The sequence below is a fragment of the Paenibacillus sp. FSL H7-689 genome (assembly GCF_000517905.1).
GTDB classification, from domain to species: Bacteria; Bacillota; Bacilli; order Paenibacillales; family Paenibacillaceae; genus Paenibacillus; species Paenibacillus amylolyticus.
Map to the genome: position 1 here is coordinate 272,055 of NZ_ASPU01000002.1, position 25,783 is coordinate 297,837.

Sequence of the window (25,783 nt, forward strand, 5' to 3'; positions counted from 1 at the left end):
GTTTTTTTTATTTTATATAGCGAAGAAACTCACGGTCCACAGATCAAAACTAAAGATCAATAAACAAAGACCGAAACCAGAATACCTGAATCTACAGGGTAAGGTACCATATCCTTTCAGCATATCGGTACGTATAGAAGCGCATCCTATCTTTGTGACCAAAACCAACAAACATTGGAGGATGAGTACATGCCAGCAGTCAAAAAGGCAACAGCTATTACGTTATCATTATCTACTGCAATCTTTGTAATGGTCGGTTTGACAGGTTGTGGCACGAATCGGGATACCAACAATATGCATACGCAAAGTGTTCGTCAGCAAGCCAACGGCATTAACCGTTATGGTGTGGAAACAAATGGCATGGATGGTATCCGTGCGAAAAGTTATCGCATGCACAATGTGACTGACCTGAAATCCAGTGAAGAGCTGGCAAAACGTATCACGGAGATGAAGGAAGTAAAATCCGCCCGTGTCATGTTAACGGATCGTAATGCTTATGTGGCTGTTCGTTTGGCAGATGGTCATGCAGGCAAGTTGGAAAGCAAGTCCAATGGTCGTACGAGCATGCTTAATGGAACGATGCGTAATCATGCCAGTGATACCATGCGTGGAGGCAACATGAATCACGATATGGGTGGTATGCGTGTGAATGGCGGTACGGGTACAATGTCTCCGTACAGCACTAGCGGAATTGCTCCAGGACTGAACACAAATTCGGCAACGGATCGTAGCCATATGGGGAATGACCGCAGCATCTATGGAACCATGGGCACAGGCGCCGTTGGCATGATGCGTGGTCTGACAAATAGCGGTAAAGCACGTGGGACAGACGATGGGCATTATGGTATGAAAAGTGAAGGACAACGTGTAGATAGTACGGACGATAACACATCAGCTGAGATTAAGGGTAAGATTTCAGCCAAAATCAAACAGTTTGCACCAAATATCGAGAATGTATATGTATCAGCCAATCCTGATTTTGTGGAGCATGTCGAGAACTATGCCACAGATATTCGTAACGGTAAGCCCGTTAGTGGTATGATCGATACGTTCCAATCGATGGTAGAGCGCATTTTCCCAACGAACGGAACAGATACGAATAACCGTGATGGCATCCTTGACGATGGCCTGATGAACCGTAATCACAACGGTGGTGTCATGAATCGAATGAATCGGTAGTTCTGAAGACAGATGAACAAGTGTGCCTTTGCGCAGATGGTAACATCTGTTGCAGGGGCGTGTTTGTTTTACATGATCCAATACATAGACAATTGAATACGTTCTCTTCGGACAATGAATCACATGTTTACTGCCCATTTTTCTTATAAAACTGAACCAACGCCCTTGACCTGACATAAGATGAGTTGACTGTATCCCCTTAACCTTGTTACACCAACACAACCCGAGCAAGGAGGGGTGAACATTGAAGGGTATCGATCATAAAAGCAAATTTTTGTTGACCCACCGTGAACGCGAAGTATTCGAATTACTGGTTCAAGACAAAACAACGCGTGACATCGCAGGGCAGTTATTCATCAGCGAGAAAACGGTGCGTAACCATATTTCGAATGTGATGCAGAAACTCAATGTTAAGGGTCGTTCGCAGGCAGTTGTCGAGCTGATTAAGCTTGGAGAACTGAAGATTTAGTTGCGAATTACAGTTAGGATTAAGTAGCAGCATGAAAGCCTTTCTCTATTCTTTGTCATGAAGAATGGGGCAAGGCTTTTTTGCTGCTGATTTATAGTTTATTACATCAGATGATCCGCTGTTCCGGGATGGAGTCACCCAACCATGGTGTACAAAAATAAGCCACGCAACGACAACCATCAAAGGTTATCATTACATAGCTTATGTTGAAAATTGAACATCCATTAATTCAAAGTCGACTTTGCATGAGGCTCTCATCATAAAATCAATGCCAATGATTCCGTCAAAACCATAAGGTTCTTGAATTGAACCAAGTTGAATTGGAAAATTAGTCAAAGCAATATGCTCAATATGAAGATTGGGAATGTGCTGTTCATAGCAGATTTCGCTCGTTCCACCTACCCCATACATTCGCTTAGCTCGTCCATTAATAAAATCAATCTGTATACCTACTGCAGCTAATGCATCGGTATCAAACACAGTTGCTGCACAGCCTGTATCAAATAAAATATTATGCAAAATGATAGTTTGTTCATTGTGGCTTATGGTCAAGGATACGATAGGTAAGCCTTGCTGTAGTTGTAGTTTCATGTTCGTTGCCGCACTCCTGAGAAAAATTCCTCTACAACCTCAACATCGCTTCTGCTCGTATGAAATACATATAACTCGCGTGTCGGATGGAGCTTGTGCAGTTCTTTATAACCGCTCCAGGCTTCTTGAGGATTATCATAGTTTTGAATAACCGCTATATCCTCTAGTTGACGGACACGGTTGCTGGAACTTGCCTTGATTGCTTCCACAAGCACAAAACGATCTGGGTGTAATTCAGTAATCTCTCCCCATTTCATCGGCGTCACCTCGCTTGGATAGTCGTATTTTTATTATAGCATAGTTGTTTAAGGGTGTAGGAAGTAAGCACGTTATTTGTAATTATGTGGTACCTTGTAGTTATTGAGAGACCTATATAGCAACAGGGCGGGGATATGAATATCTCGTTAAAGTTTTTGGGCCCAATTAATTTATGGTTTGAACAGACAATTGAATCTTAAACTGTATTAGCATGAAAGGATGAGCTGAATGGATCGCTTTTTTAATAAATTCGAAGACCAATTTCGAGCGGGGTTTCTACCCGATCTGGAACAAACGCTGGCAAAAGTAGAGCAGGAGAAAGTATATGCTTGTGTATTTGGAACAGACAGTGATTGGGTAACGCTGTTCATGGCGGTAAATACAGAGGAATCCCTGACTAGGCATATCACCAATATGAAGGAACAGGGGTTGTGCGACAGCGAGCAGGACGAGATCTATTACAGATGGGGCTGCTCCGAATATCAATATGGCGAGGATACGCACTTTAACCACATCAGCCGATTGTTGTATGCAACAGAAGAAGTTCAGGAGTATAAAGATGAGATCATTCGAATCATTGCGAAAGTTGTGAATGAGACAGCAGATGACGTTTTCGCCCGATATGGACAAACCAAAGCAGATATTACGTTCTTCGTTTCTCTCACAGATGACGATCTGGCGGAGGAGATTGAGAATCAATCGGTTCATCAAATGACTGTCCCCAGCTTAGCCAGCAAGTTCTTAAAACGATATGATGGCATCAATTAGAACGAGCTAACTTGAATCAAAATGAATTGAATCGTTGTACCGCGAAAGTCTTTCCTATTCTTTATCCAAAGAAGGGAAGAGGCTTTTTTTGTTTTAGCGTGAAAAAATGAAACAACCGAATTTATATCACTTATAGATTCCTATTCATTTGAGTGAACATCCTCCATCTTTTCTTCGATAAAGGCTGATAAAAAAGCTGCTCCAATTCCTCGAACTATGCTTCGTTCAGATGAAGATGGAGTTCTTTTTCGCAATTTTGGCGGCAGGCTGGGAAGAAAATTTTCGGCCTCCGGCTTTTCGTTTGATCGGAATATGAAATTGCAGCAGGTCTTCGAGCTGATTCCAGCCTTCCCAACTCAGCCGACCTCCGCGTTTCCAGTCGATAGCATAGAGGGCATAATAGGCGTGTCCTTCTGTTTGTTTGGAAGCCATAATCCAGATGGAAGGAATGAGCTTTTCCCGTTGTCTTCGATTCATTAGAATTGCACCCCTCTCGATTCTCAATATAAAGGACATCAACTATGCGTATCAAGCAGGTGAGGGTCTATACACGCTCAGATCATTGCAAAAGTCATGTTAAATTTCTCTTGATTTGCAGGATCGTCTTGATTAAAATGAAGTTATAAAAATAATTTTCTTAATTTATTAAAAATAAATAAAAATAATTTTCATAAAGTGAGGACCTCATGGCAGCCATATTACGTGCGTTGCAGCAAGAACTGAATAACCTTCCGTCTCAGGAGCGACGTATTGCCGAAGTCATTATGCAATCTCCATCGGACATTCCCGGCTGGACGATTAGTCATCTGGCAGAGCAGAGTGGCACAAGTGCGGCGACGGTAACACGCTTTTGCAAGTCGTTTCATTTCAAAGGTTTTCCCGATTTCAAAATGAAACTCGCCGCAGAATTGTCCCACGCATCCGATGAAACGGCGTATCAGGATATTGTAGCGGGCAATTCCCTATCCAAAATTGTTGAAGCTATCGAAGCCAACCACCTCGCGTCGATTGCAGATACCACCCGTTTGCTGGATTTGGGCAGATTGGAGCAAGCAGTGCAATTATTGTGCCAGGCTCGCCGCATCGATCTTTATGGTGTGGCGACCTCGTCGATTGTTACACAGGATTTCTATCAGAAATTGGTGCGGATCGGCAAAAGCTCTACGGCTTTCTCCGACTCACACATGCAGATTACATCCGCATCTTCGCTCGCAGAGGGAGATGTGGCGATGGCTGTATCCTATTCAGGCGAAACACCAGAGACCATCGATGCCCTGCATTGTGCCAAACAGGCCGGAGCTTCTACGATTTCACTGACTTCCTATGGCAGTAACAAGCTTGCAACTGTATCCGATATCCCACTCTTTACGTCCTCTCTGGAAGAAGGCATGAGGCGTGGAGATATGGCTTCACGTATTGCACTGCTGCATGTGGTCGATATTTTGTTCACAGGCATGGTAAGTGCCGACTTCGACCGTTTTATCCCCAGACTGGAACAATCCTATCACAATGTGCAATCTTATCGAGTCCAACACAACGGAGGTGCCTGACAGATGAAGATGAATATACGCATTTTTGAAAATGAAGAAGATTTGAACGCTACAGGTGCTGGCCTCATTGCCAGCTTGTTGCAGACCAAACCACGTGCTGTATTGGGGCTTGCGACAGGAAGTTCTCCTGTAGGCATATATAAACAGCTTATCACGCTATATCAGAAGGGGCTTGTCAGCTTCTCACAGGCTTCTTCTTTTAATCTCGATGAGTATGTCGGACTTCCAACAGAACATCGCGAAAGTTACCGCAGTTTCATGAACCAACAATTATTCAATCATATCGATGTAGATATTGCTAGAACGCAAGTGCCTGATGGTCAGGCTGCAGATCTGGAACAGGAATGTAATTCCTATGAACAACGGCTGGACGATCGTGGACCGGTAGATCTTCAACTGTTGGGTATTGGACATAATGGTCATATTGGCTTCAATGAACCGGGAACTGAACTTACAGGACGAACGCATGTCGTGGATTTGAAAGAAGAGACGAGAAAGGCAAACGCACGCTTCTTTGACAGCATTGATGAAGTTCCGGCTCAGGCGATTACAATGGGTGTCGGTACCATTCTGAAAGCCAAACAGATTCTGCTCATTGCCCGTGGCGAGGAAAAAGCCGAGATTATTCGCGAAGCTTTTATGGGCCCAATCACAACGGCCTGTCCTGCATCGCTTTTGCAATGTCATCCAAATGTGGTGGTGTTGCTGGACCGTGCGGCAGGGAGGCTGGTGAGATGACCGAGGAGAATAGCCGTGAACCTGGGAGCCAGCGTGATGAAAATATTTCTCTTCTTCGAGGCAGGCTGCTCCTTTCAAATGAGATATTGGAAGACGGTGTATTAGCTTGGAGGGATGAGAAAATCCTCTATGCTGGGTTACCTGAAGGTCTGCCCGAACAGATTCGGCGAGAGGCTTTGCCTATAACTGTACCGGAAAACAGCCTCATTGTGCCTGGATTCATTGATATCCATGTGCATGGTGGGAACGGAGAAGACTTTATGGACGCAAGCCCGGAGGTGTTGGACAAGATCACTTCTTTCCATAGTACGCAGGGCACAACAGCGATGCTTGCGACGTCCATGACGGCTCCGAAAGAGCGACTGGACAGCGTACTTGCTGAAGTGGACCGCTACCGTTCCGGTGAAATGCCATATGCACAGCTTGAGGGCGTACATCTGGAAGGTCCATTTTTCAGTCCGAAATGGCCTGGTGCGCAAAATCCGGAACATATCATACTGCCTGATGTATCCTGGCTCGAAGCATGGGAGAAGCAATATCCTGGCCTGATCCGTCAAGTTACGTTGGCACCGGAACGTGAAGGCGCGCTGGAAGTCATTTCATGGCTGCGAGAACAACGGATTACAGCGGCACTCGGTCACACGGATGCGACCTATGAAGAGGTGGAGCGGGCAGTTGAGGCAGGACTACATCATGCAGTACATACGTTCAATGCCATGACACCGCTGCATCACCGGCTACCCGGGGCTGCCGGAGCCGTGCTGAGTGATCCACGTATCAGTGCTGAGGTGATTGCCGACGGAATTCACGTGCATCCTGCGGCGATCTCAATCTTGGCTCAGCTGAAGCAACATGATGATCAACTCGTGTTAATCACAGATGCCATGTCTGCTGCGGGACTGGATGATGGGGAATACAAGATCGGCGATCTGCCCGTAATCGTGAAGCATGGGGAGGCAAGACTGAAGGACGGCGGCGCACTGGCGGGAAGCACGCTGACGATGATACGTGGTTTCCGTTACCTGGTACAGGAAGTGGGCTTGAGCCTGAACGCTGCATCACGTGCAGCAAGTCTGACCCCGGCACGCCTGCTCGGCATTGATCATCGGACAGGTTCCCTGGCTCAAGGCAAGCAGGCAGATATCGTTTTGCTGAATGCGGAGTTGGATATTGAGGGTGTGTGGGTGAAGGGCAGACGGATCGGCGAGTCATATTAGATTTAGAAAATTAGTATCGAGCTAATAACTCTCATTTGTGATGCATCAGCCTTCGGAGTTAAAACTTGGCTTTTATCTGTGGAGAGGCAACACCTTGCGCAATATGTTAAAATAGATCTCAAAAAGACGGGATCTGCGGATCACGCATAACGGAGGCGTGAAACATGGAACGTAACGCTATGCTCGAACATGATCCGTTCATCACAGTGTTGGCGGAGAAGTTGCACATACACGGATATTATGCCTTTTATGGCGAGCATTACAATGAGACCGATATGGAGCTGTACCGCAGGCATCTGTTCACATCATTCAGCAACATCGTATGGGTAGAGCTGGATGCACGCAAAAAGTATATGATTGTGGATCATCGTGGACGCAACACAGTCATGAAACTGATCGAGGGTATGCTGAATACCCGTAGAACGCTGCGAGCAAATCAGGCAATGACAGGTACGGACACCTCTGGAGTCCAGCAGGAGATCACACATTTATCCAAGCTTGTGCACATGCTGAAGTTCACAACATTCCGCACTTAAGCGAAGTGTGATATGTAGGCTGTAATAAGCGGCGTGAGTAGTGCTAACGAATCTGTGAAGCCTTATTCCAATGATTTGGCAGTCATAGAAAATGTAACGAATCTCAGACACGCTATTTAATGCAATTTAACGATATTTCGTTACTTAAACATGTCTAAAGCGCAAATAAGATGTCTACGATTCGTTAGATTTTCAAACCTGCGAAATTTCAAGTAATAAGGTTTGTGAGGTTCTTTAGACGACAGTTGGCAATCTCGATGAAAGCTATGGGTTGGACTTAGATAGTACACGAGTAAACGAAAGAGAGAGTCCTGTCATAGCTGACGGAACTCTCTCTATTTTCCTTATACAACGACTCTTCAGTTCAGCAACAACCATATTCACTCATTAACTCGTTCAACGGGGATGCAAGCTTCTGAAGCTAACTCATGTAGTAACTCATATCTTACTAACTTGGCACAATACATAGAATTAAGATAACAAAGCTTCCTAAAGATCACAAAGTTACTCACCGAACTCTACAGATATCTCCAAAGATCTATCCCCATCCACAGATCCATCCAACATTCCTTCATTCATCTAATGTCTGAATCCTCTTTGAAGTGGTCATCTAAACGAAGTCACAAAACTACTGAACAGCGTCCGAACATCATACTGATACTTATTGATCGGCTCAATTGGCCGGTTCTCTCCGAGAAGAGTGTATACGGCGATCCGTGCTGCCCGGACCGAATATTCTTCCGTGAATACCACGTCATCGGGAATTTCGCAGAATTGGCTGATGAAGGCCAGGTTGGTGGAGCCTTCAGGCACAACCTTTGGTCTGTCGCTGTTCAGTCTAGGCATGAATTGGGCTGTAATGTATGGCATCATGCAAGGAATGCAGTTGGCGGTGGCCATGATGGCCTCTTGATGTTCCTGGAAATGAAGATGGCCGATCAACTCCTGCATAATCTCTTCCCCTGTACAGTCGCACATTCTTTTCTTCACGTAATCGCCCACGTTATCCGGGGATAATCCGTATCCCCAGAATACGTTGACATGCTCCGGCTGACCACGGAAGTGCGGCTGGAAGGCGAGAACGACAGACATGAACCAGCTGGAGTCCTTGAAAGTAACCAGAGCACCGGTACCTGCCCGGTTGCGTGTGAATTTCTCCATCAGATCGAAGAAGACCGAATCATGGAAGGTGACCGTAAACGATTCCCATTTGGACTCATCCACATGATCATTAAAAGAAGAAGGGTTGCCCAGCAGCGGTTTCTTGGCGGCAATGTTCTCCCACAGCTTCCATGAGCTGCCCTTGCCGTTCAGTTTCGGTGCGGAAGTCATGGAGCCGATATCGGCCCCTTCGGTCATCGAACCGTTTGTGACAATGACGAGATCACCTTCGAGGATGTCAATGACTTCCTCTTCACCTCCCCTGAGCACATGCATCCGACTTACTGTAATGCCGTCACCGTCTTTGAAATCCAGATCGGTAACCGTACATTTCAGCGTGAAATCTACGCCAAACGGCTCCAGGTAGTTATGCAATGGCAGGATAATCGAGTCATATTGGTTGAACGGTGTGCGGGTGACGCCTTCCAGCGTTTGAATTCTTGGGAATTCGTGAAAAAAGCGAAGCATGTATCTTTTGAATTCCACGGCGCTATGCCAAGGTTGGAAGGCGAAGGTGGTCGCCCACATATACCAGAAGTTCGTTTTGAAAAAATGAGGGCCAAACCAGTCGTTGATTCGTAATTTACCCAGCGTGTCTTCAGGAGTAATAATCAGTTTGCCCATCGCCAACCGGTCCGCCATATCAAAACCCATGGAGAGCACATCTTCGACTTTACCGTCACGGTTGATGAGCCGTGCATTGGAATGTGTGGGATTGGCATCGTCAAATTTGGTGATTTCCTGTCGGACAGATATGTCCGGACGGTCGATGGAAGGGATGGAAGCCAGCAACTCCCACAGATTCTCATAGGCCTCGTCATTGAGCATCCGTCCGCCGCGGATGATATATCCTTGATCGGGATTACCAGCACCGTCATTGCTGCCGCCGAGAATCGGCATTTCTTCGATAATGTGAATATGTTCTCCGGGAAAGTCACAATCTCTAACCAGATAAGCTGCACCCGCCAAAGATGCAATGCCGCCGCCTACAAAATAGACCTGTTTATTACCATGTTCTTTCTTCACGATCATTCGCCTCCAAAAGTTACTGTAATCACATCCCTAATGTAAACCTTGCAGGTTCGGTAAGGTATGATTAAAAGAACGGGAGTGTCCAATTTTTGGTCACTTTTGGAAAAGTGTCTAAAAATCAGGCTTAGATCACATGCGAAAAAAGCCGCGCATCCTTAAGTGGATGGCAGCTTATTCTCATACCTGTGCAGTGCTCTCAGGACATTGCCTTCGATTAGCTCACTGAGCTTCTCAATAATCTGTTTTGGCGGTTCTTGCATGTTGCCCCTCATCCATTGAATGATCAGCCCAGTGAAAGCCAGGGTATAGAAGTTGGCAACGAACTCTTTGTCTTCTCCGCGGACCTTAATCCCGCAGGCGAGTTCATCAATAACACCCATGATCAGATCATGGGTTACTTCATAGAGGTATACATCCAGGTGGGTACGCCCGAGCGAGTTGAGTGTGTTGCAGCAGAACGTTTTGTTGTTCTCGATGTAACAAAAGATTTTATAGAATCCGTCCGTCCATGTGCTATAGCTTCGGTACTCCGTAAGACTCTCCACCGCTTCAGTCTGATAGATCCACCCAAGCAGCGCGTAAATATCCTGAAAATGATAATAAAAGGTTTGCCTGTTCACGCCGCAATTCTCCACCAGATGTTTGACCGTAATCTTGTTCAATGGAGTATGCTCCATCAGTGATTTAAGCGAGTGAGCCAGCGCATTTTTGGTCAGGTGAGAAGTAGACACAACATTCACCTCATCATTTTGGATTAGCTTGCCGGGGCGCAACAGCACGTAAACACTCATGGCAAAAGCCCCGCGCCGAAGTCGCTAAGCACAAACAAGTCAAAATGCAGGAATCCCGAAAGACCCTCCCATCCACAAAACCCCTTTAACTATCAACATCTTCGTTACCCGATCCACATCATGCTCCATAAGGGCGCATTCTACATATCAATCGTTTCAACCAAACAGCCGAATACCACCGCTTGAGTTATCTCTATCAAAACCCTTAAAAGTTAGCCGTCGTCTAAAACCAGTCACAATAAAGTAGCCCAGTCAGGGTAAAAGCTGAAACCTAGTGAAGGATACCGATCAATCTTAAAAAACGGCCGATAAGCCGTCGCGTATGTTATCTCCCATACACTAAACCATTAAAACCGAGACTACGTCTATAAAATCAGTCATAGGAACAACGATAACGAAGTTATCGAGAAAAAAATCTAAAAAGCGTTCAGTAGCCCATCGTTAAGGTAATCTATCACACTAACCCATCAAAGTGAGACCCAATCCTTCGAAGCAGCCGCGATAAGGCTACAACGTAACGATCGCGACAAAATCCAAAGAAACGGCCTATAAGGTCACCATGTTGTTATCTCCCATACACTAACCCATTTAAAAGTAAGTCTTCATCGTCTCCATCATAAAAAGCAGCCATCAAAAAAACTACAATTTCACCAAAGAAACAAGAAACAAGAACCCAAGAACCAAAGAACCCAAGAACCAAGAACCAAAGAACCAAGAAACAAAATCAAAAAAACAAAATAAATCAAAAAAACGACCCGAAGGCCGTCCTTTTGTTCTCCTAATTACACTAACCAATCAATAGTTAGCTCAATCTTAAAATCAGTCATGCGAGAAGCTGCAACGTAGTGGAGGGGACGAAATCGATTCTGAAGAAGCGGAGCGTTCGCCTTTATCGTCGGATTTTACCCTTTGAGAAGGGGAATCCAAAAAAATCCGACGATAACAGCGATCTAAAGAACGATTCGGCCCCGGAACGTCCACTCAGCACGCCCTCATGAACTGGTTTTAACACGATGAGCCCTAACTATTACAAACTCTTCAAAAATTGAACAATCGTCAACAACCCTTTATCAAAGTTCTCCAGGTTGAAATGCTCGTTCGGTGCATGCAGGTTCTCATCCGGCAAGCCAAAACCCATCATAACAGCAGGGATTTCGAGTACACGTGAGAGCTTCTCAACAATCGGAATGGAGCCGCCATCTTTGGTGAAGAGGGCACGAACGCCATACACGTGCTCATACGCGTCTGCTGCTTTTTGCAGAATTGGATTCGAAGGATCCGTGTTGAAAGCAAAAGCTTTCTCGATTTGTTTCACATGCAGCGTTGCACCCGGTTGAACGTGAGCGCGCAGATGTGCTTCGATACGATCCAATACATGTTGTGGATCTTGATCCGCGACAAGGCGGCATGTAATTTTGGCATGAGCTTCCTTCGGAATAACCGTTTTGCTGCCTTCGCCCTGGAAACCACCCCATACGCCGTTGAGTTCCAATGTTGGACGAGCGCCTACACGTTCCACGAACGAGTAACCTTCTTCGCCGTACAATTGCTCCAGCCCAAGGTCTTGACGAAGCTGTTCTTCATTGAAGCCCTGTTTCACAAATTCTTCTCTCATCTCAGGAGACAGTGGCAGTACGCCGTCGTAGAAACCATCTACACTTACACGGCCTTGCTCATCATGCAACGAAGCGAGCAGGGACACGAGTGCATGCAGTGCGTTTGGTACGCCGCCGCCAAATGAACCGGAGTGCAAGTCGGTATTGGCTGTGTTCAGATCCACATGCATGGAACATAGGCCACGTAGGCCAGTGGAGATAGCCGGTTTACCTTTTTCAAGCAGAGATGTATCCGAGATCAGTATCATGTCTGCACGTAGCTTGTCTGTATGTTCATTCAGATAGATGGGCAAGTTCGGGCTGGAGATTTCCTCTTCGCCTTCGATACAGAACTTGATGTTAACTGGAAGTTCTTTGTTTTCGGCGAGAATGGCTTCTACTGCCTTGATATGTAGGAAAATCTGTCCTTTATCATCCGTTGCACCACGGGCATACAGCTTGCCATCACGAACGGTCGGTTCAAAAGGAGGTGTCTCCCACAGGTTAAGCGGATCAACAGGTTGTACATCATAGTGTCCATAGATCAGAGCCGTTGGTTTGCCGGGTGCATGCAGGTGATCTGCATAGACAATTGGATGTCCAGCCGTTTGAATGACCTCTACGTTTTCCATGCCTGCACGTGTGAGCGCATCTGCTGCCCATTGTGCTGCACGATTAATATCCTCTTTATGCTCTGAAATGGCAGAGATACTTGGAATGGACAACCATTCATTCAGTTCTGCCAGGTGTTTTTCTCTATTTTGTTCAAAATAAGTCTGTTCTTTCATTAAAAAGGCCTCCTTCATGTTTGCTATATCTCATTGTAATCCATTTTGTCATGTTAATAAAACATTGGTTAAAAAAATGATCGGTTACAGATCGTTTCATTCACCTGAGGATTGTGCGTATAATACAAGAAAAGGATTTCATCCATATATTCTCAGGGGAGTTGAGGAAGTTTCCATGACAGTCAGACTCGATGCAAGCAGGCAGGTGAGCAGCGATGGAACCGACTAGGAGCGATCGAATATTTGGCAGATTCAAGCGGTTATCCGATTTGAAGGCTGGAAGGCATAAAGGACGATTTTATCGAAACAGCCTCATGCTTATTTTACTCATTGCCAGCATTCCCGGACTAATCACAGGTATCGTCATGTATCAACAGGTTGTTGGCCGGATGGAAACCGAGTTCAATCAAATGCACCAGAACCAGATCGAGAACCGGGCACGCAATGTGGATGACCAGCTGGCTTATCTGGAGATGAACTTATCCCATTGGGCTTTTGAACCGAGGTTTGGCAATGCACTGCGAACGCTGGATTTTGTGTACTATTTTAATGAAACGCAGGAGATTGTGACTACCTTATACGTATTACAAGGTTCCCATCCACTGATCAAGTCAGCACAGCTGTATTTGCAGGAACCGAAGCCAATCTTGTTTAATCGGGATTATACCGAATTGAACGATGAAGCGAAAGTACAAGCCTATGATCGATACCTTTCCATGGGGAACCACGTGTACTGGACAGACTGGGTTTCCAGCACCAACAGAGATACCGAACTTTCGACCAACGATAGTCCACTGCATACGGATGCAGGCAATGCACTTGTTCTAGTACATAAGATACCAGGGGAGAGCATTAATCCGTTTGGTGCACTGATCATCACGCTGGATAACGAGAAAGTCGCCAGTTTATTGAAAACGCTTACTCCTTATGACGAGGGGTTAACGTTCCTTATGGATCAGGAAGGAAACACACTGGTTACCGGGAATCCGGGAACGGCGGGAGAGACTTCTGCTTTTGAGCAGCAGCTAAAAGAAGAAGTAGCCCTACATGCGGGCAGCCGCTCATTCCTGTTCCGATATGAGGATCAGACCTATTCTGTCTCATACGGTTCATTGAGTCGGATCGATTCGGACTGGACTTACGTCTCCGCAGCACCTTTGACCTCAGTCACTTCGCCAGTCAAACTGGTATCCAAAATCATCGTCATTGCCAGTGCAGGTAGTCTCATCCTGGGATTATTGTTATCCTGGTTTGCTTCCCGCCGCATCTATTCGCCTATAGCACGGATGCTGCATCTGCTTACGCCTGGCAGAAACGAAACAACACCAACGGATGCCAAACTGGACGAGTTTGAGCTGCTGGAGCAACAGTGGAACGAGCTGACCTCTCGCAGTGTCACGGCACATCGCCAATTGCAGGAGCAGCTTCCCCATCTGCGCGACAGTTTTGTCTTACAACTTGTACAGGGGCACCTATATGCCTATAACGAGCAGGATCTCCAGCAGCGGATGCGTAATCTTGGCTTTGAACTGGAGGGCCAGCAGTTTTTGCTGGTGCAGATGTATTATACGGGGTATGAGCAGCTGCAAGGCAGATTTGGAAGCCAGGACACGGGATTAGTCACCTTTGCAGCAGTGAATATCACTCAGGAAGTGGCGAAAAATTATTTCAGGCAGATCAGTGTCATGAACTTTCATGACTTGTCTTCCGCCATGCTTGTGATTGCTCCCCAGGACGAACCTGTGAAATCACAAGCGCTGTTATGGGGACAGGAACTGGTGGAGGTCATTGGACGGACGCTCAAAATGAAGGTGACCTTGATGGTCAGTCGCCCAGTAGCTTCACTTCAGGAACTGCCCGGACGATTCGTCGAGATGGAACAGGCCGTGGTTTATCGCAGTGTGGAGGAAGGAAGTCAGATTCTCGATCTGGAGGATGAGGCGTGTTTCCGCAGAAATGAAGCAGCTTCCTATCCGCTTGGGCTGGAACGGGAATTGTTACAGGCGGTCAGGCTGGGCAAACAAACCGAAGCGGAACGTGTGCTGGAACAATTCATGAGTGAGATTACGCGGACGGGCAGTACCGAATTTCAGGTGCAACAGATGATGCTTCAATTGCTTGGCAGCATTCAGCACATGATGTTGCAAACGGGTGTCACACCTTATAAGCTGTTTGGTGGTTATAACATGTATGAGCAACTATCCGGTATTCGTGAACCTGTACAGATGAAGCAATGGATGATGAATGAGGTACTCATACCTTATATACAAGAGGTTGAGGTACGATCGCAGGAACCGCTGAAACTGGTGGTGGAACGAACGATGTTGTATATCGATACACATTACCGCAGCGACATTTCGCTGGAAAACTGTGCTGACGAGGAGCAGATGACACCCTATGCACTGAGCAAGGCATTCAAACAGGTATCGGGCATCAACTTTATTGATTATCTGACACGTGTGAGAATGGATGCGGCGAAGCAATTGTTACGGGAGACAACGATGAAAATCAATGATGTTGCGGCGGCTGTGGGATATCAGCATAGTTATTTTAATCGGATTTTCAAGAAACAGGAGGGAGTTACCCCGAGTCAGTATCGAGATCAATGGTTCGGACAATAACCGTTTATATATTTGTCATTTCAAACCGGCATTCGGCTTTAGCGGATGCCGGTTTTTTCTTTTTTTTACCGTGATACAAAGAAGGATAAACCCGCAAAAATGTGCAATTCTACCTGCTACGTTATGTGCAATTTCTTGTGAAAATGGCGTTATAGCGGGCTTTTCGGCCATCATGTCGCAGCAATGCAAAAAATGAAGGTTGCCGGAAACTAGGCGTCTGTATAGTCTGAATAACAGATGAATTGATAACGCTTACATCGTTGAGGGAGGGGAGACATGATGAACGGGAAGACGGACTGGAATACCAACGCCACTGCAACCACCCAAGCGGATAGGGCCACAAGGCCCATGAGACGAGAGTCTAACTGGAAAAGGCAGATCAAACGAAACAAATGGTTATATGTGCTTGTGCTTCCCGGCTTTTTGTACTTTGTCATCTTTAAATACTTGCCCATGTGGGGGATCATCATTGCCTTTCAGGACTACCAGCCTTTCCTGGGCATCCGGGAGAGTAACTGGGTGGGGCTAGAGAACTTTACGAACTTTTTCTCCAATCCGGACTTCTTCCGACTATTACGCAATACGCTGGTTCTTGCCCTGTATGATCTTATCTTTTTTTTCCCGGCACCGATCATTATCGCCTTGTTATTAAATGAAATTCGGGTCGCTTTCTTCAAAAGAACGATTCAAACGCTGGTCTATGTACCCCATTTTGTATCGATGGTTATTATCGCGAGTATCACGTACGTGTTCCTGACCCCACAGGGTGGGGTGTTATACGACCTGATCGCCTGGATTACAGGCAAGCCCATTGATGTACTCTCCAGTCCGGGTTCGTTCCGTCCGCTCATTATTGTACAGATGATGTGGAAAGAGATGGGATGGGGCACAATTATTTTCTTGGCAGCCCTCGCAGGTGTGGATACGGAACAATATGAAGCCTCCATTGTGGATGGTGCAGGACGGTTACGACGAATGTGGCATATCACACTTCCAGCCATTCGTACGACCATAGTCATTTTGCTTATTCTCAGACTGGGGAACTTCCTCGATACCGGATTTGAGCAGATCTATCTGATGACCAACTCCCTCAACCGGGATGTGGCGGACGTATTTGATACGTATGTGTACACGGTAGGGATTACGCAAGGTGCATTCAGTTACAGTACTGCTGTTGGACTATTCAAGTCTGTGGTGGGGGTCATTCTGGTGCTTGGCAGTAATAAACTTGCGAAAAAATTCGGCCATCCCGGAATTTATTAAGGAGGAGCGCCCATGAACAGCCGTCTATACAACAGCCCTGCCGGCAAGGTATTTGATATCTTCAATTACGTCATGCTGGGGATTCTGGGCATATTAACCGTCCTTCCGTTCCTGTATATTATAGGGAATTCTTTCGCAACGGAAGCCGAGATCACCGAACGCAGTTTTTTCCTCATCCCGAAGGTATTTTCCTTTAGTGCATATGAGTATATTTTTTCCTCGTCCACGATCTTTCGCAGCATTGGTGTATCCATTTTCATCACGGTGGCAGGGACACTGGTCAATCTGTTCTTCACGCTAACGATGGCCTATCCACTATCCAGAAGTGACTTCTGGGGCCGTAACGTCATGATGAACATGGTGATTTTCTCGATGTTATTTGGCGGTGGCATGATTCCAACGTATCTCGTCATTCGTGGACTGGGACTGCTCGATTCTTACTGGGCCCTTATGCTTCCTGGCGCGATCAGCGCTTTTAACTTAATCGTTGTCAAAAACTTTTTTCAGCAAATGCCGCCCGGGCTGGAGGAAGCGGCCCGCATCGACGGCTGTTCAGATCTCGGGGTGCTGTGGCGAATTGTTCTGCCTTTATCAAAGCCAGTCATTGCCACGTTTGCCTTGTTCTACGCCGTAGGCCACTGGAACAATTTTTTCTCGGCACTTCTGTACATTTCCGACAGTGACAAATGGCCGCTGCAAGTCATGCTGAGACAGATCGTGTTACTTTCGCAAGCCAGTGTCGGAGATATGGCTAACATGGACCCCAATTTTGTGCAGCCACCAGAGCAGTCAATCAAAATGGCGGTGATCGTTGTAGGTACCATTCCGATTTTGCTGGTGTATCCGTTTTTGCAGAAGCATTTTGCCAAAGGTGTCATGTTAGGTTCAATCAAAGGTTAAAGCCAAGGGGGAGAACGTATGGGACAAAAAACGGGATTCAAAAAAGGTGCACTGTTACTCTCTGCGTCACTGGTATTGAGTACAATTCTGGGAGCATGCTCCACGGATAAAACAGGTTCAGGGAGCGCTGCCGGTGGCACAGACGAAATTACCATTATGCTTCCGAACTTCGAAGCGGAGAATCCGCCGGAGAACAGCCCGGTCATCCAGAAGCTTGAAGAACTGACCAAGGTGGATGTGAACCTGCAGTGGGTGCCAAGCAGCTCGTATGAAGACAAATTCAACATTACACTGGCCTCGGGAAAGCTGCCTCAGATTATGGTGGTGTTAGGGAAGTCCCCAAGTTTTATTAATGCGGCCCGAACCGGAGCATTCTGGGAGCTTGGTTCTTATCTGAAAGATTATCCGAATCTGAGTCAACTGAATGAAATCATCACCAACAATGCGTCAATCGATGGCAAAACCTATGGGATCTACCGGGCACGGGCCCTCGGACGTAACGGGGTCACAATCCGCAAAGATTGGCTGGAGAATCTGGGTCTGGAAGAGCCAAAGACGATTGATGAATTTTACAATGTATTGAAAGCGTTCACGAAGGATGATCCAGACGGTAACGGCAAGGATGATACGTACGGTCTGGTTGCCAGCAAATTCACGGGCCCGTGGGATAACATGCAGGTATGGTTCGGTGCGCCCAACAAATGGGGAGATGATGGCAGCGGAGGCCTGATCCCGGCGCATGAGACACCAGAATACATGGAAGCCCTGAAATTTTTCCGGCAAACCTATAGCGAAGGTCTGGTGAACAAGGACTTTGCCGTGATGGATGCAACGAAACTTCCTGATCCTTTTGTGAATGGTCAAGCAGGTGTCATGGTGGATGTAGCAGATAATGCACAGCGCATGGATCAGAAAATACTCGATAAAGACCCCAATGCGACGGGACGCGTGGATGTGCTGCAAGCGATGGAAGGTCCAAAGGGATTGCGTGATATGCCAACGTCCGGCTACTCCGGCCTGATTGCGATCTCCAAAAGCAGTGTCAAAACGGAAGAAGACCTGAAGAAGGTACTGAGTTTTCTGGATCAGCTGAATGAACCGGAATTGCAGGCATTGTTGTACAACGGACTGGAAGGCAAGCAGTATGAGAAAAAAGAAGACTACATCATACCGAGCACTGACAAGCTTGCGCTCCGCGACCTGCAGGGTTTAAATCAGATTTTGATGTTTGTGCCGGAAGACAGAACGCTTCGTGTCCAACAGACACCTGTCCGTGAAAAGGTTGCACAGGTGCAGAAAGCCAACGAAGAGATTGTCATTGCCAATCCTGGCGAACCGCTGATCTCTGATGTTTACGCTCAGAAAGGACCGCAGCTGGACAATATCATCAACGATGCACGGATCAAATATATCGTAGGTCAGATTGATGAGAAAGGATTCGAAGATGCTGTTGCCCTTTGGAAGAATAATGGCGGAGACGATTATGTGAAAGAAGTTAATGAACTGTACGCTGCACTGAAGTAGTCTTATAAGCCAAAGCCCGGTAGCCGTGCCTTCAGTGTAGGGGAAACAGCCGGGCTTTCCTTATCGCTGTAATGGCTTGATTCGCGAACAAAATTTCATCCAACTTTCTGGAAATTATGACTTCCTGAATATGGTTTTTGATGTATAATCAAAACAAAACAAACCTATATGAACTGAAATGAACGTTATTGGTAAAGCTGGACACCACACACTCTTGGACACGCAGGGAGGAAGGCAACATGTGGAACGGGGATGCTTTTGAAAATCCCGAGGCGCAGTACCGGGTTCATCCCTTTTGGTTCTGGAACGGGGATATGGAAGAAGAACAGATAAAGCGGCAAGTGGCTGAGATGGCGGCGCAAGGTGTAGGTGGATTCTTCATCTGTCCACGTCAGGGACTGCAAATTCCCTATCTGTCGGAAGCGTGGTTTGATAAGGTGCGGATTGCAGTGGAAGCGGCGGCTGCTCACGGCATGCAAGTATGGTTATATGACGAATATCCATATCCAAGTGGGATGGCTGGTGGGGAAGTGACCCTTGATTTCCCTGAAGCGAAGCAGCGACAGCTCGTACATCATCAGTTGGTGGTTCAGGGCGGAGAAGCTGTGGATCTGGAGTTACCATGGGGACGAGTCTTGGTTGCCAAGGCGATTCCCAAGGATGAACAGGGCAAACGGTTGTGGCATGAATCCATTGACTTGCGCAGCAAAATCGGTAATATCCAGACCGATCAGGTGTATCAGGAGACCGGACTCACATCGTATAACCGCAAGCGGTTCTTCACCTACCGAACAGCGTTCCGCTTGTTGTGGGATGTTCCCCCGGGTGATTGGGAGTTGATTATATTTCAAGAAATGGAGATCGACGATTTCAAATATTACGGCAACTTTGTTGATCCTTGCCACAAGGAAGCGATGAGTAGATTTATTGAACTGACACATGAGCGTTATAAGTCAGCGGTTGGAGATCAATTTGAAAGCGTAATCAAAGGTATGTTCTCGGATGAGATTGCACCGCTGGGCCGTATCCCCTGGTCACCACAGCTTCCCCGTTATTTCAGAGAGCGTTGTGGTTATAGTCTGATCGATTCCCTACCGGCCCTGTTATATGGTGATGTTCCGGACGCGCATCGGATTCGGTATGACTACTATCAGTCCCTACACCTGCTTCTCCGGGAGTCCTATCACAAACAGGTGCATGATTGGTGTGAGGAAGCAGGAATCCAGTATGCGGCTGAAGTGCCTGGTGTACGGATGACGACCCAGTTGTTCAGCCATATGCCAGGTGGTGATTCAGCACATGAGAAAATTGGACGATCCTTATCGTGGATTCTGGAACGATATGGTCAAAAGATGCGTGACAATCCCAAGATGGTCAGTTCGCTTGCCCGGCAATTGGGCCGAAGCCGCAATCTGATTGAATGTTTTCACAGTGTAGGCTGGTCCATGACGCTACAGGATGCCAAGTGGATGATTGATCGAATGGCCGCCATGGGCACCAATTTCTATAACTTTCACGCCTTTTTCTATACGATTGGTGGGCTTGCGAAGCATGACGCACCGCCGTCTCAATTTTTGCAGAATCCCTACTGGAAGCATTTCCGGCAGTTGGGGGATTACACCGGACGTTTGAGCTATCTCATGAGCACTGGAGCAGCAGACATTCGAATTGCTGTACTTGACCCAACGACGACATTCTGGAGTCTGATGGGTAATCCACTGCATGGATTTGAGTATAGCGGCGAGGACGAAGCAGAACGGGTGCAACTGGAGCGCCTGACGAAGGACTGGATGAGGATCACGACACATCTGCTCGAAAACAGACGTGACTATGATCACCTTGATCCCGAATTGTTGGCTGAAGCTGACTTAACGGATGGTATCATTCAGATCGGCGTTGCCCGTTATGACGTACTGATTCTGCCACCGATGCTGAATCTGGAGGCCGCGGCCTGGGAACAGGTGAAGCGATTTGTTCGGCAGGGAGGAACTGTTATTTCTGTTGGGATGCCTCCGCATATTGCGATTCAGCAGGGAAGTCCGGAGGGGGAGGAAGCTGCCGAGTTCTTTGGTGCGGGCGAGCAGCCGCAAGAGGTGTACTGGGGCCGTAGCGTGACAACAGATCACGATAACCGTGAAACCATGTGGCATCAGGGTGAGGGGAATGCCTATTTTCTACCCGCAGGAACAGGGCAGGGAGATGACTTTTCGCTGGAGCTAATCTCTCTCCTGCTCGATCAGGTATTGCCGGAACCCATCTGCTGGATCATGGAGGAGGAAAGTGCCTCTCTGCTGATGCACACCCGTGAATTGTCGGCTGGGGAGCATATGGTTTTTTTGACCAATCAGGAGGGTCAGGACCTGAAGGGACAATTGAAGCTGGTCACCAGGCAGTTGTGGGATGGAACGGAGCTGACAGAGGGTGCTTGTATTGTGGCAGAACGACTTGATCTGGAGACAGGGCGGCTTCAGACATTGCCGTATACGAGCAGTGGTGGGGAATGGTGCATTTCACTAACACTTGCGCCTTATGAAGCGCATGCTGTTCGTCTTACTTTACAACCTGCGAAGGAAGAGGCATTAACAACGAAGGTGGATGTAACAGACAAAACGGGTTCGGCGTTCGTAACGGATGTATTGGCAGGAGCTAATCAAGCCTGTAAGATCATGGTCCCTTCGGAAGGGCCATGGCGACTCGAAACGGTGCAACCTAACATTTTGCGAATGGGACAATTCCATCTTCAGGCTTCCAATGTTAATGGTGTGATTCTGGAAAGCCAGCATGTAGCTGTGAAACCGTTTATTGATCAAGCGGCAGAATTATCGGAGCAGCAGCATCTGCCAATCCAGTTTAATCAGGTATTTGGCACACCGAAAAAGGCATCCTTAGCCTATCCCATCGAATGTCGATATACGACTACATTTGAGCTGAGAACGGCATTGCCTGCATGTTTGTTATTTATGGACAGAGCGGCGATCTCGGGCAGTTGGTCCATGGAGATTAATGGGCAACCACTTGGAAAAGAACAATTCGATCCAATTGAAATCACCGATCACAATAATATCGCTTGTGATATCACGGAGTTGTTGCACAGCGGTCTCAACGAAATGGCGGTGATTGTGCAGGTAACGAAAGATGAGGATGGCATCGTGGATCCCTTGTATCTACAGGGAAGATTCGGCATGGAGTTCCATCATGAAGGCATGGTTTCGCTTGTACGGGAACCGGACACGGCCCTTTGCATCGGACCTGAACCGCAGCCGCTGTATCCCCATTTTGCCGGGGAAATGAGTTATAAACGCACGTTCTGGCTGGATGAGCCAGGGGAAGATATTACCTCGTTTGAACTAGAATTTAGCGATTGGCGTGTGCAGGATGTGGTGGAAGTGCGGGTAAACGGACATAGCCTGGGTGTAAGATGCTGGTCTCCGTATCGTTGGAAGGGAGAGACCTCCTGGTTGCGTCCGGGAGACAACGACATTGAAGTGCGGATTACCAACACATTGATCGGCCTGCTGGAAGGTACGTATTTTGATTCGGAACATCATCGATTACAGGATGCAGGTCATGTACCTGTTGAAGAATTGGGATAAAGGAGTGGAAGTAAGGAATGGGACATCGTATTCAGTTTGACCGCTATCCAGGTGGTGTGATGAAAGCGTTAACGCTCAGTTATGACGATGGAGTGGTGCATGATCGCAGACTGGTGGAAATCTGTAATCGGTATGGTCTACGGGGAACCTTTAATCTGAACTCCGGTACCCTGGGTAATCCAGGCCGCATTGAGGCTGGGGAAGTCGCTGAACTTTATACGGGGCATGAAGTAGCCGTTCACACGGTTACTCACCCTACGCTGCCTTATGTTCCGAATGAACTATTGACCGAAGAGATTATCGAAGACCGAAAAGCATTGGAGCAGCTCGTCGGTTATCCGGTACGAGGCATGGCTTATCCCAACGGAGGGTACGACCGTGCGTTAAGTACAAAGCTGGAGTGGCTTGGCATTGATTATGCCCGTACCGTTGAATCACATGGCAGATACACGTTGCCAGATCGGCCGCTTGAATGGCATCCGACGTGTCATCATAACCATGATCTGGCGGGGCATGCCAAACGTTTTATCCAACATTCCAAAACAGGTACACCACTATTACTCTACGTCTGGGGTCACAGTTATGAGTTCAATGACAACGACAATTGGGAGATCATCGAACAGTTCGGTGAGCAGATTGGCGGCAGGGACGATATCTGGTATGCCACGAACATCGAAGTGATTGCTTATTGGAAAGCGGTGCAACGATTGGAGTGTTCAGCAGATCGCTCCATCATCCATAATCCGTCTGCCATCCCGGTTTGGTTCACGGCAGATCAGCAGGTTGTTGAAGTGCAGGGCGGAGAGACATTGCGGCTAAGCGAACGAATCAAGGTATAAGGGAAGGGAGCTGACGATCATTCGTTATTTTCATGAGAACGAGGCGATTGCAGGCAAGGTGTACGATTCAATTCCGGATATATTGACAACGGTGGCTCAGCGTTATATTGGCGATCATCCGAAACATTCCTTTTTGTTCAGAGCTTATCATCAGGGAGGTTTTCGCAGGCTAGGGGACTATCGTTACAACCTGAATCTGAATGAGAAATGCGTTGGGGCGCATGCAGGGCAGTACGTGTATGTATGGGGCAAGTTATGGAGCGAGCAGAATACAACGTTAAATACGGGCTTGAACTGTTATAGTCCGGTGACGATTTACGTGAACGGTGAAGAGGTATTCAAGTCTGAGCTGTTGCAGGAATTATTTCCCGAGCGAAGAACCCAGATTCCGATTTCCGTGAACTATGGCTGGAATGATGTATTGCTGTGTTTTGTCAAAACAGAAGTGGGATTCGGCGGTATCTACGGAACAGCCTCGTTCAAAAATTTCCCGCTGCACTTCCTCACTCCTGGGGCAGATCGTCAGGGTCAGGAGGGCTGGTTATATTCGGAACCCGTCGATGAACCTGTAGTATCTCTTCCTCGTGACGGCATGACGGAAGAAGAAACGGGTCTTACCTGGTATCCGCGCAGGGGCTGGACAGATGAGGAGCAGAGCATGGGTTCTTTTGCCCGCATCTTTGGTACAGAAAAGCCCGCTGTTGCCTACGCATGGTCCAGATTGGATGTAACTTTGCCAGGAACATCACCAGTTATTTTAAAAGGTCGTCATGATGGAGCTTTGACCCTGTATGTGGATGGCACGGAAGTATACTCTGCTGGAAGCAGCGGTAATTTTCACGTTGAACTCCCGCGCCGTTACGGTTCCTCGGATTTGGTGGCGAAAGGTGAAATCCAGGCAGTCGGCGGCTCATGGGGATTCACGTTGGAAGATGCCGAGCGTTCGGATTCCAAAGGCTGGAGACTGAAATCGCCTCATCCGGTTGCGGGATGTTCTAACCCCTGGCTGTACACGGGTGTGTTTGCTCCCGGTGCTGAAACATCGCATGCCGACATCGTGCGAACAGATACCGTATTTGATGATGGCGCACAAGGTGTGTATTGGCGGGTAGATCTTCCCGACACCCATGTCCGTCCTTACCTGGAGAATACACATTACGGAAAGTGGAATTATCCGCTTGGCGTTACCCTTCTTGGACTGCTACAGACGGGACAGGAATTGGGACGGGATGATTACATTCAGTATGTGCGGCAACATATTGAACTGAGTACTTCATTTGACCGCTATGGTCTGTGGGATCGGGAAGGGTACGGTGCTGCAGGGATTAATAATCAGCTGTCTGCCATCGACAGTCTGGATGATTGCGGTTCGTTTGGGTCTACGCTGCTTGCTGCGATGGAGTTCGGTGATATTCGTGGGGGAAGAGATACTGCGGATCGGATTGCGGGCTACATTACGGATGAGCAGGAACGTTTGGAGGATGGTGCCTTTTACCGGGTTCGCGGCAGTGGGGAGATGCGACAGGAGACGATGTGGTGTGATGACTTGTACATGAGTACACCTTTTCTGATGCGTTATGGTCAGTTGACAGGTGATGCGACGTATTGGGATGATGCGGTCAATCAGTTCCTGATGTTCCGTAAATACCTCTACCTTCCCGAACAACAGATCATGTCCCATGTGTATGATTTTGTGCGTGGTCGGGCGACAGGTATTCCATGGGGACGAGGGAACGGCTGGGTGCTCTTTTCATTAACTGAATTGTTATCCATCCTGCCACATGATCATGTGAAACGGTCGGAACTGCTAACTTTCTATCGTGATTTAAGTGAAGGTTATCTGGCGCTGCAAGGGGAAAATGGACTATGGCATCAGGTGCTGAACCGCCCGGATTCGTATGAAGAAACCTCCTGCACGTCGATGTTCATCTACGCTTATGCCCGTGGTATTCGGGAAGGCTGGCTGGAACAGCCAGAGTCCTATCTGGAGGCAGTGCGCAAAGGATGGGAAGGCATGACACGTTTGTCGATTGACTATAAAGGCAATATATACGGGGTATGCCGGGGCTCCGGGTACTCGTTTACCGCCTTGTATTATCGCGATGATCTGGGCTGGAATCTGAACGATACCCATGGGATCGGCATTGTGCTCTTGGCAGGCATTGAGGCTCATAAAATGAACCAGAAGCTACGAGAGGTGTCTATCAATTCTTCGGTTACAGCCGCGCAGCGCTGATGTTTGACACAACGGAACGGATGTATGTGGATAGCCTTCTAAAGGTAGATTACCAGCTAAAGAAAGCGGCAATGCCCTCAGGCTTGCCGCTTTTAGTTTTATTCCAATCCCGAATCTGATCTGCATAAAGCAAT

General features: G+C 47.4%; 20 protein-coding genes. 14 read left to right on the forward strand and 6 right to left on the reverse strand.

The annotated features are described in order from the left end of the window. The first annotated feature begins 189 nt into the window (after window positions 1-189). Window positions 190-1,179 (forward strand): YhcN/YlaJ family sporulation lipoprotein, encoded by a 990-nt coding sequence (locus tag C170_RS29870; RefSeq protein WP_051446921.1) that lies wholly within the window; start codon window positions 190-192, stop codon window positions 1,177-1,179. A gap of 244 nt (window positions 1,180-1,423) precedes the next feature. Next, window positions 1,424-1,648 (forward strand): helix-turn-helix domain-containing protein, encoded by a 225-nt coding sequence (locus C170_RS01180; protein WP_017692532.1) that lies wholly within the window; start codon window positions 1,424-1,426, stop codon window positions 1,646-1,648. Between the two features lie 201 nt (window positions 1,649-1,849). On the opposite strand, the gene C170_RS01185 is transcribed toward C170_RS01180, so the two are convergent. Together C170_RS01185 and C170_RS01190 are read right to left on the reverse strand one after the other, a co-directional pair. After that, the gene (locus C170_RS01185) at window positions 1,850-2,239 is read right to left on the reverse strand and encodes an aspartyl protease family protein (RefSeq protein ID WP_036605853.1); all 390 of its coding nucleotides are present in this window, start codon (window positions 2,237-2,239) and stop codon (window positions 1,850-1,852) included. Continuing rightward, window positions 2,236-2,496 carry a hypothetical protein gene (locus C170_RS01190; protein WP_036605854.1) on the reverse strand — a complete coding sequence of 87 codons (261 nt, stop codon included), beginning with the start codon at window positions 2,494-2,496 and terminating at the stop codon, window positions 2,236-2,238. Before C170_RS01190 ends, C170_RS01185 begins: the two co-directional genes overlap by 4 nt. 229 nt (window positions 2,497-2,725) lie before the next feature. Here C170_RS01190 and C170_RS01195 point away from each other — a divergent pair, with 229 nt between their 5' ends. Continuing rightward, window positions 2,726-3,265 (forward strand): DUF4303 domain-containing protein, encoded by a 540-nt coding sequence (locus C170_RS01195; RefSeq protein ID WP_036605855.1) that lies wholly within the window; start codon window positions 2,726-2,728, stop codon window positions 3,263-3,265. A 225-nt stretch (window positions 3,266-3,490) separates the two neighbouring features. Here C170_RS01195 and C170_RS01200 read toward each other — a convergent pair whose 3' ends face one another. Next, window positions 3,491-3,742: a hypothetical protein gene (locus C170_RS01200; protein ID WP_036605856.1), complete on the reverse strand. Its 252-nt coding sequence runs from the start codon at window positions 3,740-3,742 to the stop codon at window positions 3,491-3,493. Window positions 3,743-3,951: 209 nt separating this feature from the next. On the opposite strand from C170_RS01200, the gene C170_RS01205 reads away from it, so the two are divergent. From C170_RS01205 to C170_RS01220, 4 genes are all read left to right on the forward strand, one after another. After that, the gene (locus tag C170_RS01205; RefSeq protein ID WP_036605857.1) at window positions 3,952-4,815 is read left to right on the forward strand and encodes a MurR/RpiR family transcriptional regulator; all 864 of its coding nucleotides are present in this window, start codon (window positions 3,952-3,954) and stop codon (window positions 4,813-4,815) included. Between the two features lie 9 nt (window positions 4,816-4,824). Next, window positions 4,825-5,553: a glucosamine-6-phosphate deaminase gene (gene nagB / locus C170_RS01210; protein ID WP_036605949.1), complete on the forward strand. Its 729-nt coding sequence runs from the start codon at window positions 4,825-4,827 to the stop codon at window positions 5,551-5,553. After that, the gene (nagA, locus tag C170_RS01215) at window positions 5,550-6,770 is read left to right on the forward strand and encodes an N-acetylglucosamine-6-phosphate deacetylase (protein ID WP_036605858.1); all 1,221 of its coding nucleotides are present in this window, start codon (window positions 5,550-5,552) and stop codon (window positions 6,768-6,770) included. Before nagB ends, nagA begins: the two co-directional genes overlap by 4 nt. A 164-nt stretch (window positions 6,771-6,934) precedes the next feature. Next, window positions 6,935-7,306 (forward strand): hypothetical protein, encoded by a 372-nt coding sequence (locus C170_RS01220; RefSeq protein ID WP_036605859.1) that lies wholly within the window; start codon window positions 6,935-6,937, stop codon window positions 7,304-7,306. A 606-nt stretch (window positions 7,307-7,912) separates the two neighbouring features. Here C170_RS01220 and C170_RS01225 read toward each other — a convergent pair. From C170_RS01225 to C170_RS01235, 3 genes are all read right to left on the reverse strand, one after another. Further along, entirely contained in the window at window positions 7,913-9,499 is a 1,587-nt protein-coding gene (locus C170_RS01225) for an oleate hydratase (RefSeq protein WP_051446922.1), read from the reverse strand. A 155-nt stretch (window positions 9,500-9,654) separates the two neighbouring features. Next, window positions 9,655-10,290, reverse strand: a complete 636-nt coding sequence (locus C170_RS01230; protein ID WP_235200695.1) for a TetR-like C-terminal domain-containing protein — start codon at window positions 10,288-10,290, stop codon at window positions 9,655-9,657. A gap of 1,027 nt (window positions 10,291-11,317) precedes the next feature. Further along, the gene (locus tag C170_RS01235) at window positions 11,318-12,673 is read right to left on the reverse strand and encodes a dipeptidase (protein ID WP_036605860.1); all 1,356 of its coding nucleotides are present in this window, start codon (window positions 12,671-12,673) and stop codon (window positions 11,318-11,320) included. Window positions 12,674-12,888: 215 nt separating this feature from the next. Here C170_RS01235 and C170_RS01240 point away from each other — a divergent pair, with 215 nt between their 5' ends. The 7 genes from C170_RS01240 (at window position 12,889) to C170_RS01270 (ending at window position 25,649) form a co-directional block, all read left to right on the forward strand. Further along, window positions 12,889-15,294 carry an AraC family transcriptional regulator gene (locus tag C170_RS01240; protein ID WP_051446923.1) on the forward strand — a complete coding sequence of 802 codons (2,406 nt, stop codon included), beginning with the start codon at window positions 12,889-12,891 and terminating at the stop codon, window positions 15,292-15,294. A 348-nt stretch (window positions 15,295-15,642) separates the two neighbouring features. Beyond that, window positions 15,643-16,557 (forward strand): ABC transporter permease, encoded by a 915-nt coding sequence (locus tag C170_RS01245; protein ID WP_051446939.1) that lies wholly within the window; start codon window positions 15,643-15,645, stop codon window positions 16,555-16,557. A 12-nt stretch (window positions 16,558-16,569) separates the two neighbouring features. Further along, window positions 16,570-17,457 (forward strand): carbohydrate ABC transporter permease, encoded by an 888-nt coding sequence (locus C170_RS01250; RefSeq protein WP_017692544.1) that lies wholly within the window; start codon window positions 16,570-16,572, stop codon window positions 17,455-17,457. 18 nt (window positions 17,458-17,475) lie between these two features. Then, window positions 17,476-18,981 carry an extracellular solute-binding protein gene (locus C170_RS01255; RefSeq protein WP_036605862.1) on the forward strand — a complete coding sequence of 502 codons (1,506 nt, stop codon included), beginning with the start codon at window positions 17,476-17,478 and terminating at the stop codon, window positions 18,979-18,981. A 239-nt stretch (window positions 18,982-19,220) separates the two neighbouring features. Then, entirely contained in the window at window positions 19,221-22,574 is a 3,354-nt protein-coding gene (locus C170_RS01260) for a glycosyl hydrolase (protein WP_036605863.1), read from the forward strand. 17 nt (window positions 22,575-22,591) lie between these two features. Beyond that, the gene (locus C170_RS01265; protein ID WP_036605864.1) at window positions 22,592-23,413 is read left to right on the forward strand and encodes a polysaccharide deacetylase family protein; all 822 of its coding nucleotides are present in this window, start codon (window positions 22,592-22,594) and stop codon (window positions 23,411-23,413) included. Between the two features lie 58 nt (window positions 23,414-23,471). After that, complete coding sequence (locus C170_RS01270) at window positions 23,472-25,649, forward strand: glycoside hydrolase family 88/105 protein (RefSeq protein WP_235200696.1); 2,178 nt, start codon at window positions 23,472-23,474, stop codon at window positions 25,647-25,649. Window positions 25,650-25,783 lie beyond the last annotated feature (134 nt).

What these genes read in the sequence shown, in the direction of transcription:
- C170_RS01190 (WP_036605854.1), bottom strand. Translation starts at nt 2,496, where the DNA reads ATGAAATGGGGAGAGATTACTGAATTACACCCAGATCGTTTTGTGCTT.
- C170_RS01255 (WP_036605862.1), top strand. Translation starts at nt 17,476, where the DNA reads ATGGGACAAAAAACGGGATTCAAAAAAGGTGCACTGTTACTCTCTGCG.
- C170_RS01220 (WP_036605859.1), top strand. Translation starts at nt 6,935, where the DNA reads ATGGAACGTAACGCTATGCTCGAACATGATCCGTTCATCACAGTGTTG.
- C170_RS01265 (WP_036605864.1), top strand. Translation starts at nt 22,592, where the DNA reads ATGGGACATCGTATTCAGTTTGACCGCTATCCAGGTGGTGTGATGAAA.
- C170_RS01195 (WP_036605855.1), top strand. Translation starts at nt 2,726, where the DNA reads ATGGATCGCTTTTTTAATAAATTCGAAGACCAATTTCGAGCGGGGTTT.
- C170_RS01240 (WP_051446923.1), top strand. Translation starts at nt 12,889, where the DNA reads ATGGAACCGACTAGGAGCGATCGAATATTTGGCAGATTCAAGCGGTTA.
- nagB (WP_036605949.1), top strand. Translation starts at nt 4,825, where the DNA reads ATGAATATACGCATTTTTGAAAATGAAGAAGATTTGAACGCTACAGGT.
- C170_RS01235 (WP_036605860.1), bottom strand. Translation starts at nt 12,673, where the DNA reads ATGAAAGAACAGACTTATTTTGAACAAAATAGAGAAAAACACCTGGCA.
- C170_RS01260 (WP_036605863.1), top strand. Translation starts at nt 19,221, where the DNA reads ATGTGGAACGGGGATGCTTTTGAAAATCCCGAGGCGCAGTACCGGGTT.
- nagA (WP_036605858.1), top strand. Translation starts at nt 5,550, where the DNA reads ATGACCGAGGAGAATAGCCGTGAACCTGGGAGCCAGCGTGATGAAAAT.
- C170_RS01205 (WP_036605857.1), top strand. Translation starts at nt 3,952, where the DNA reads ATGGCAGCCATATTACGTGCGTTGCAGCAAGAACTGAATAACCTTCCG.
- C170_RS01200 (WP_036605856.1), bottom strand. Translation starts at nt 3,742, where the DNA reads ATGAATCGAAGACAACGGGAAAAGCTCATTCCTTCCATCTGGATTATG.
- C170_RS01225 (WP_051446922.1), bottom strand. Translation starts at nt 9,499, where the DNA reads ATGATCGTGAAGAAAGAACATGGTAATAAACAGGTCTATTTTGTAGGC.
- C170_RS01185 (WP_036605853.1), bottom strand. Translation starts at nt 2,239, where the DNA reads ATGAAACTACAACTACAGCAAGGCTTACCTATCGTATCCTTGACCATA.
- C170_RS29870 (WP_051446921.1), top strand. Translation starts at nt 190, where the DNA reads ATGCCAGCAGTCAAAAAGGCAACAGCTATTACGTTATCATTATCTACT.
- C170_RS01230 (WP_235200695.1), bottom strand. Translation starts at nt 10,290, where the DNA reads ATGAGTGTTTACGTGCTGTTGCGCCCCGGCAAGCTAATCCAAAATGAT.
- C170_RS01250 (WP_017692544.1), top strand. Translation starts at nt 16,570, where the DNA reads ATGAACAGCCGTCTATACAACAGCCCTGCCGGCAAGGTATTTGATATC.
- C170_RS01245 (WP_051446939.1), top strand. Translation starts at nt 15,643, where the DNA reads ATGAGACGAGAGTCTAACTGGAAAAGGCAGATCAAACGAAACAAATGG.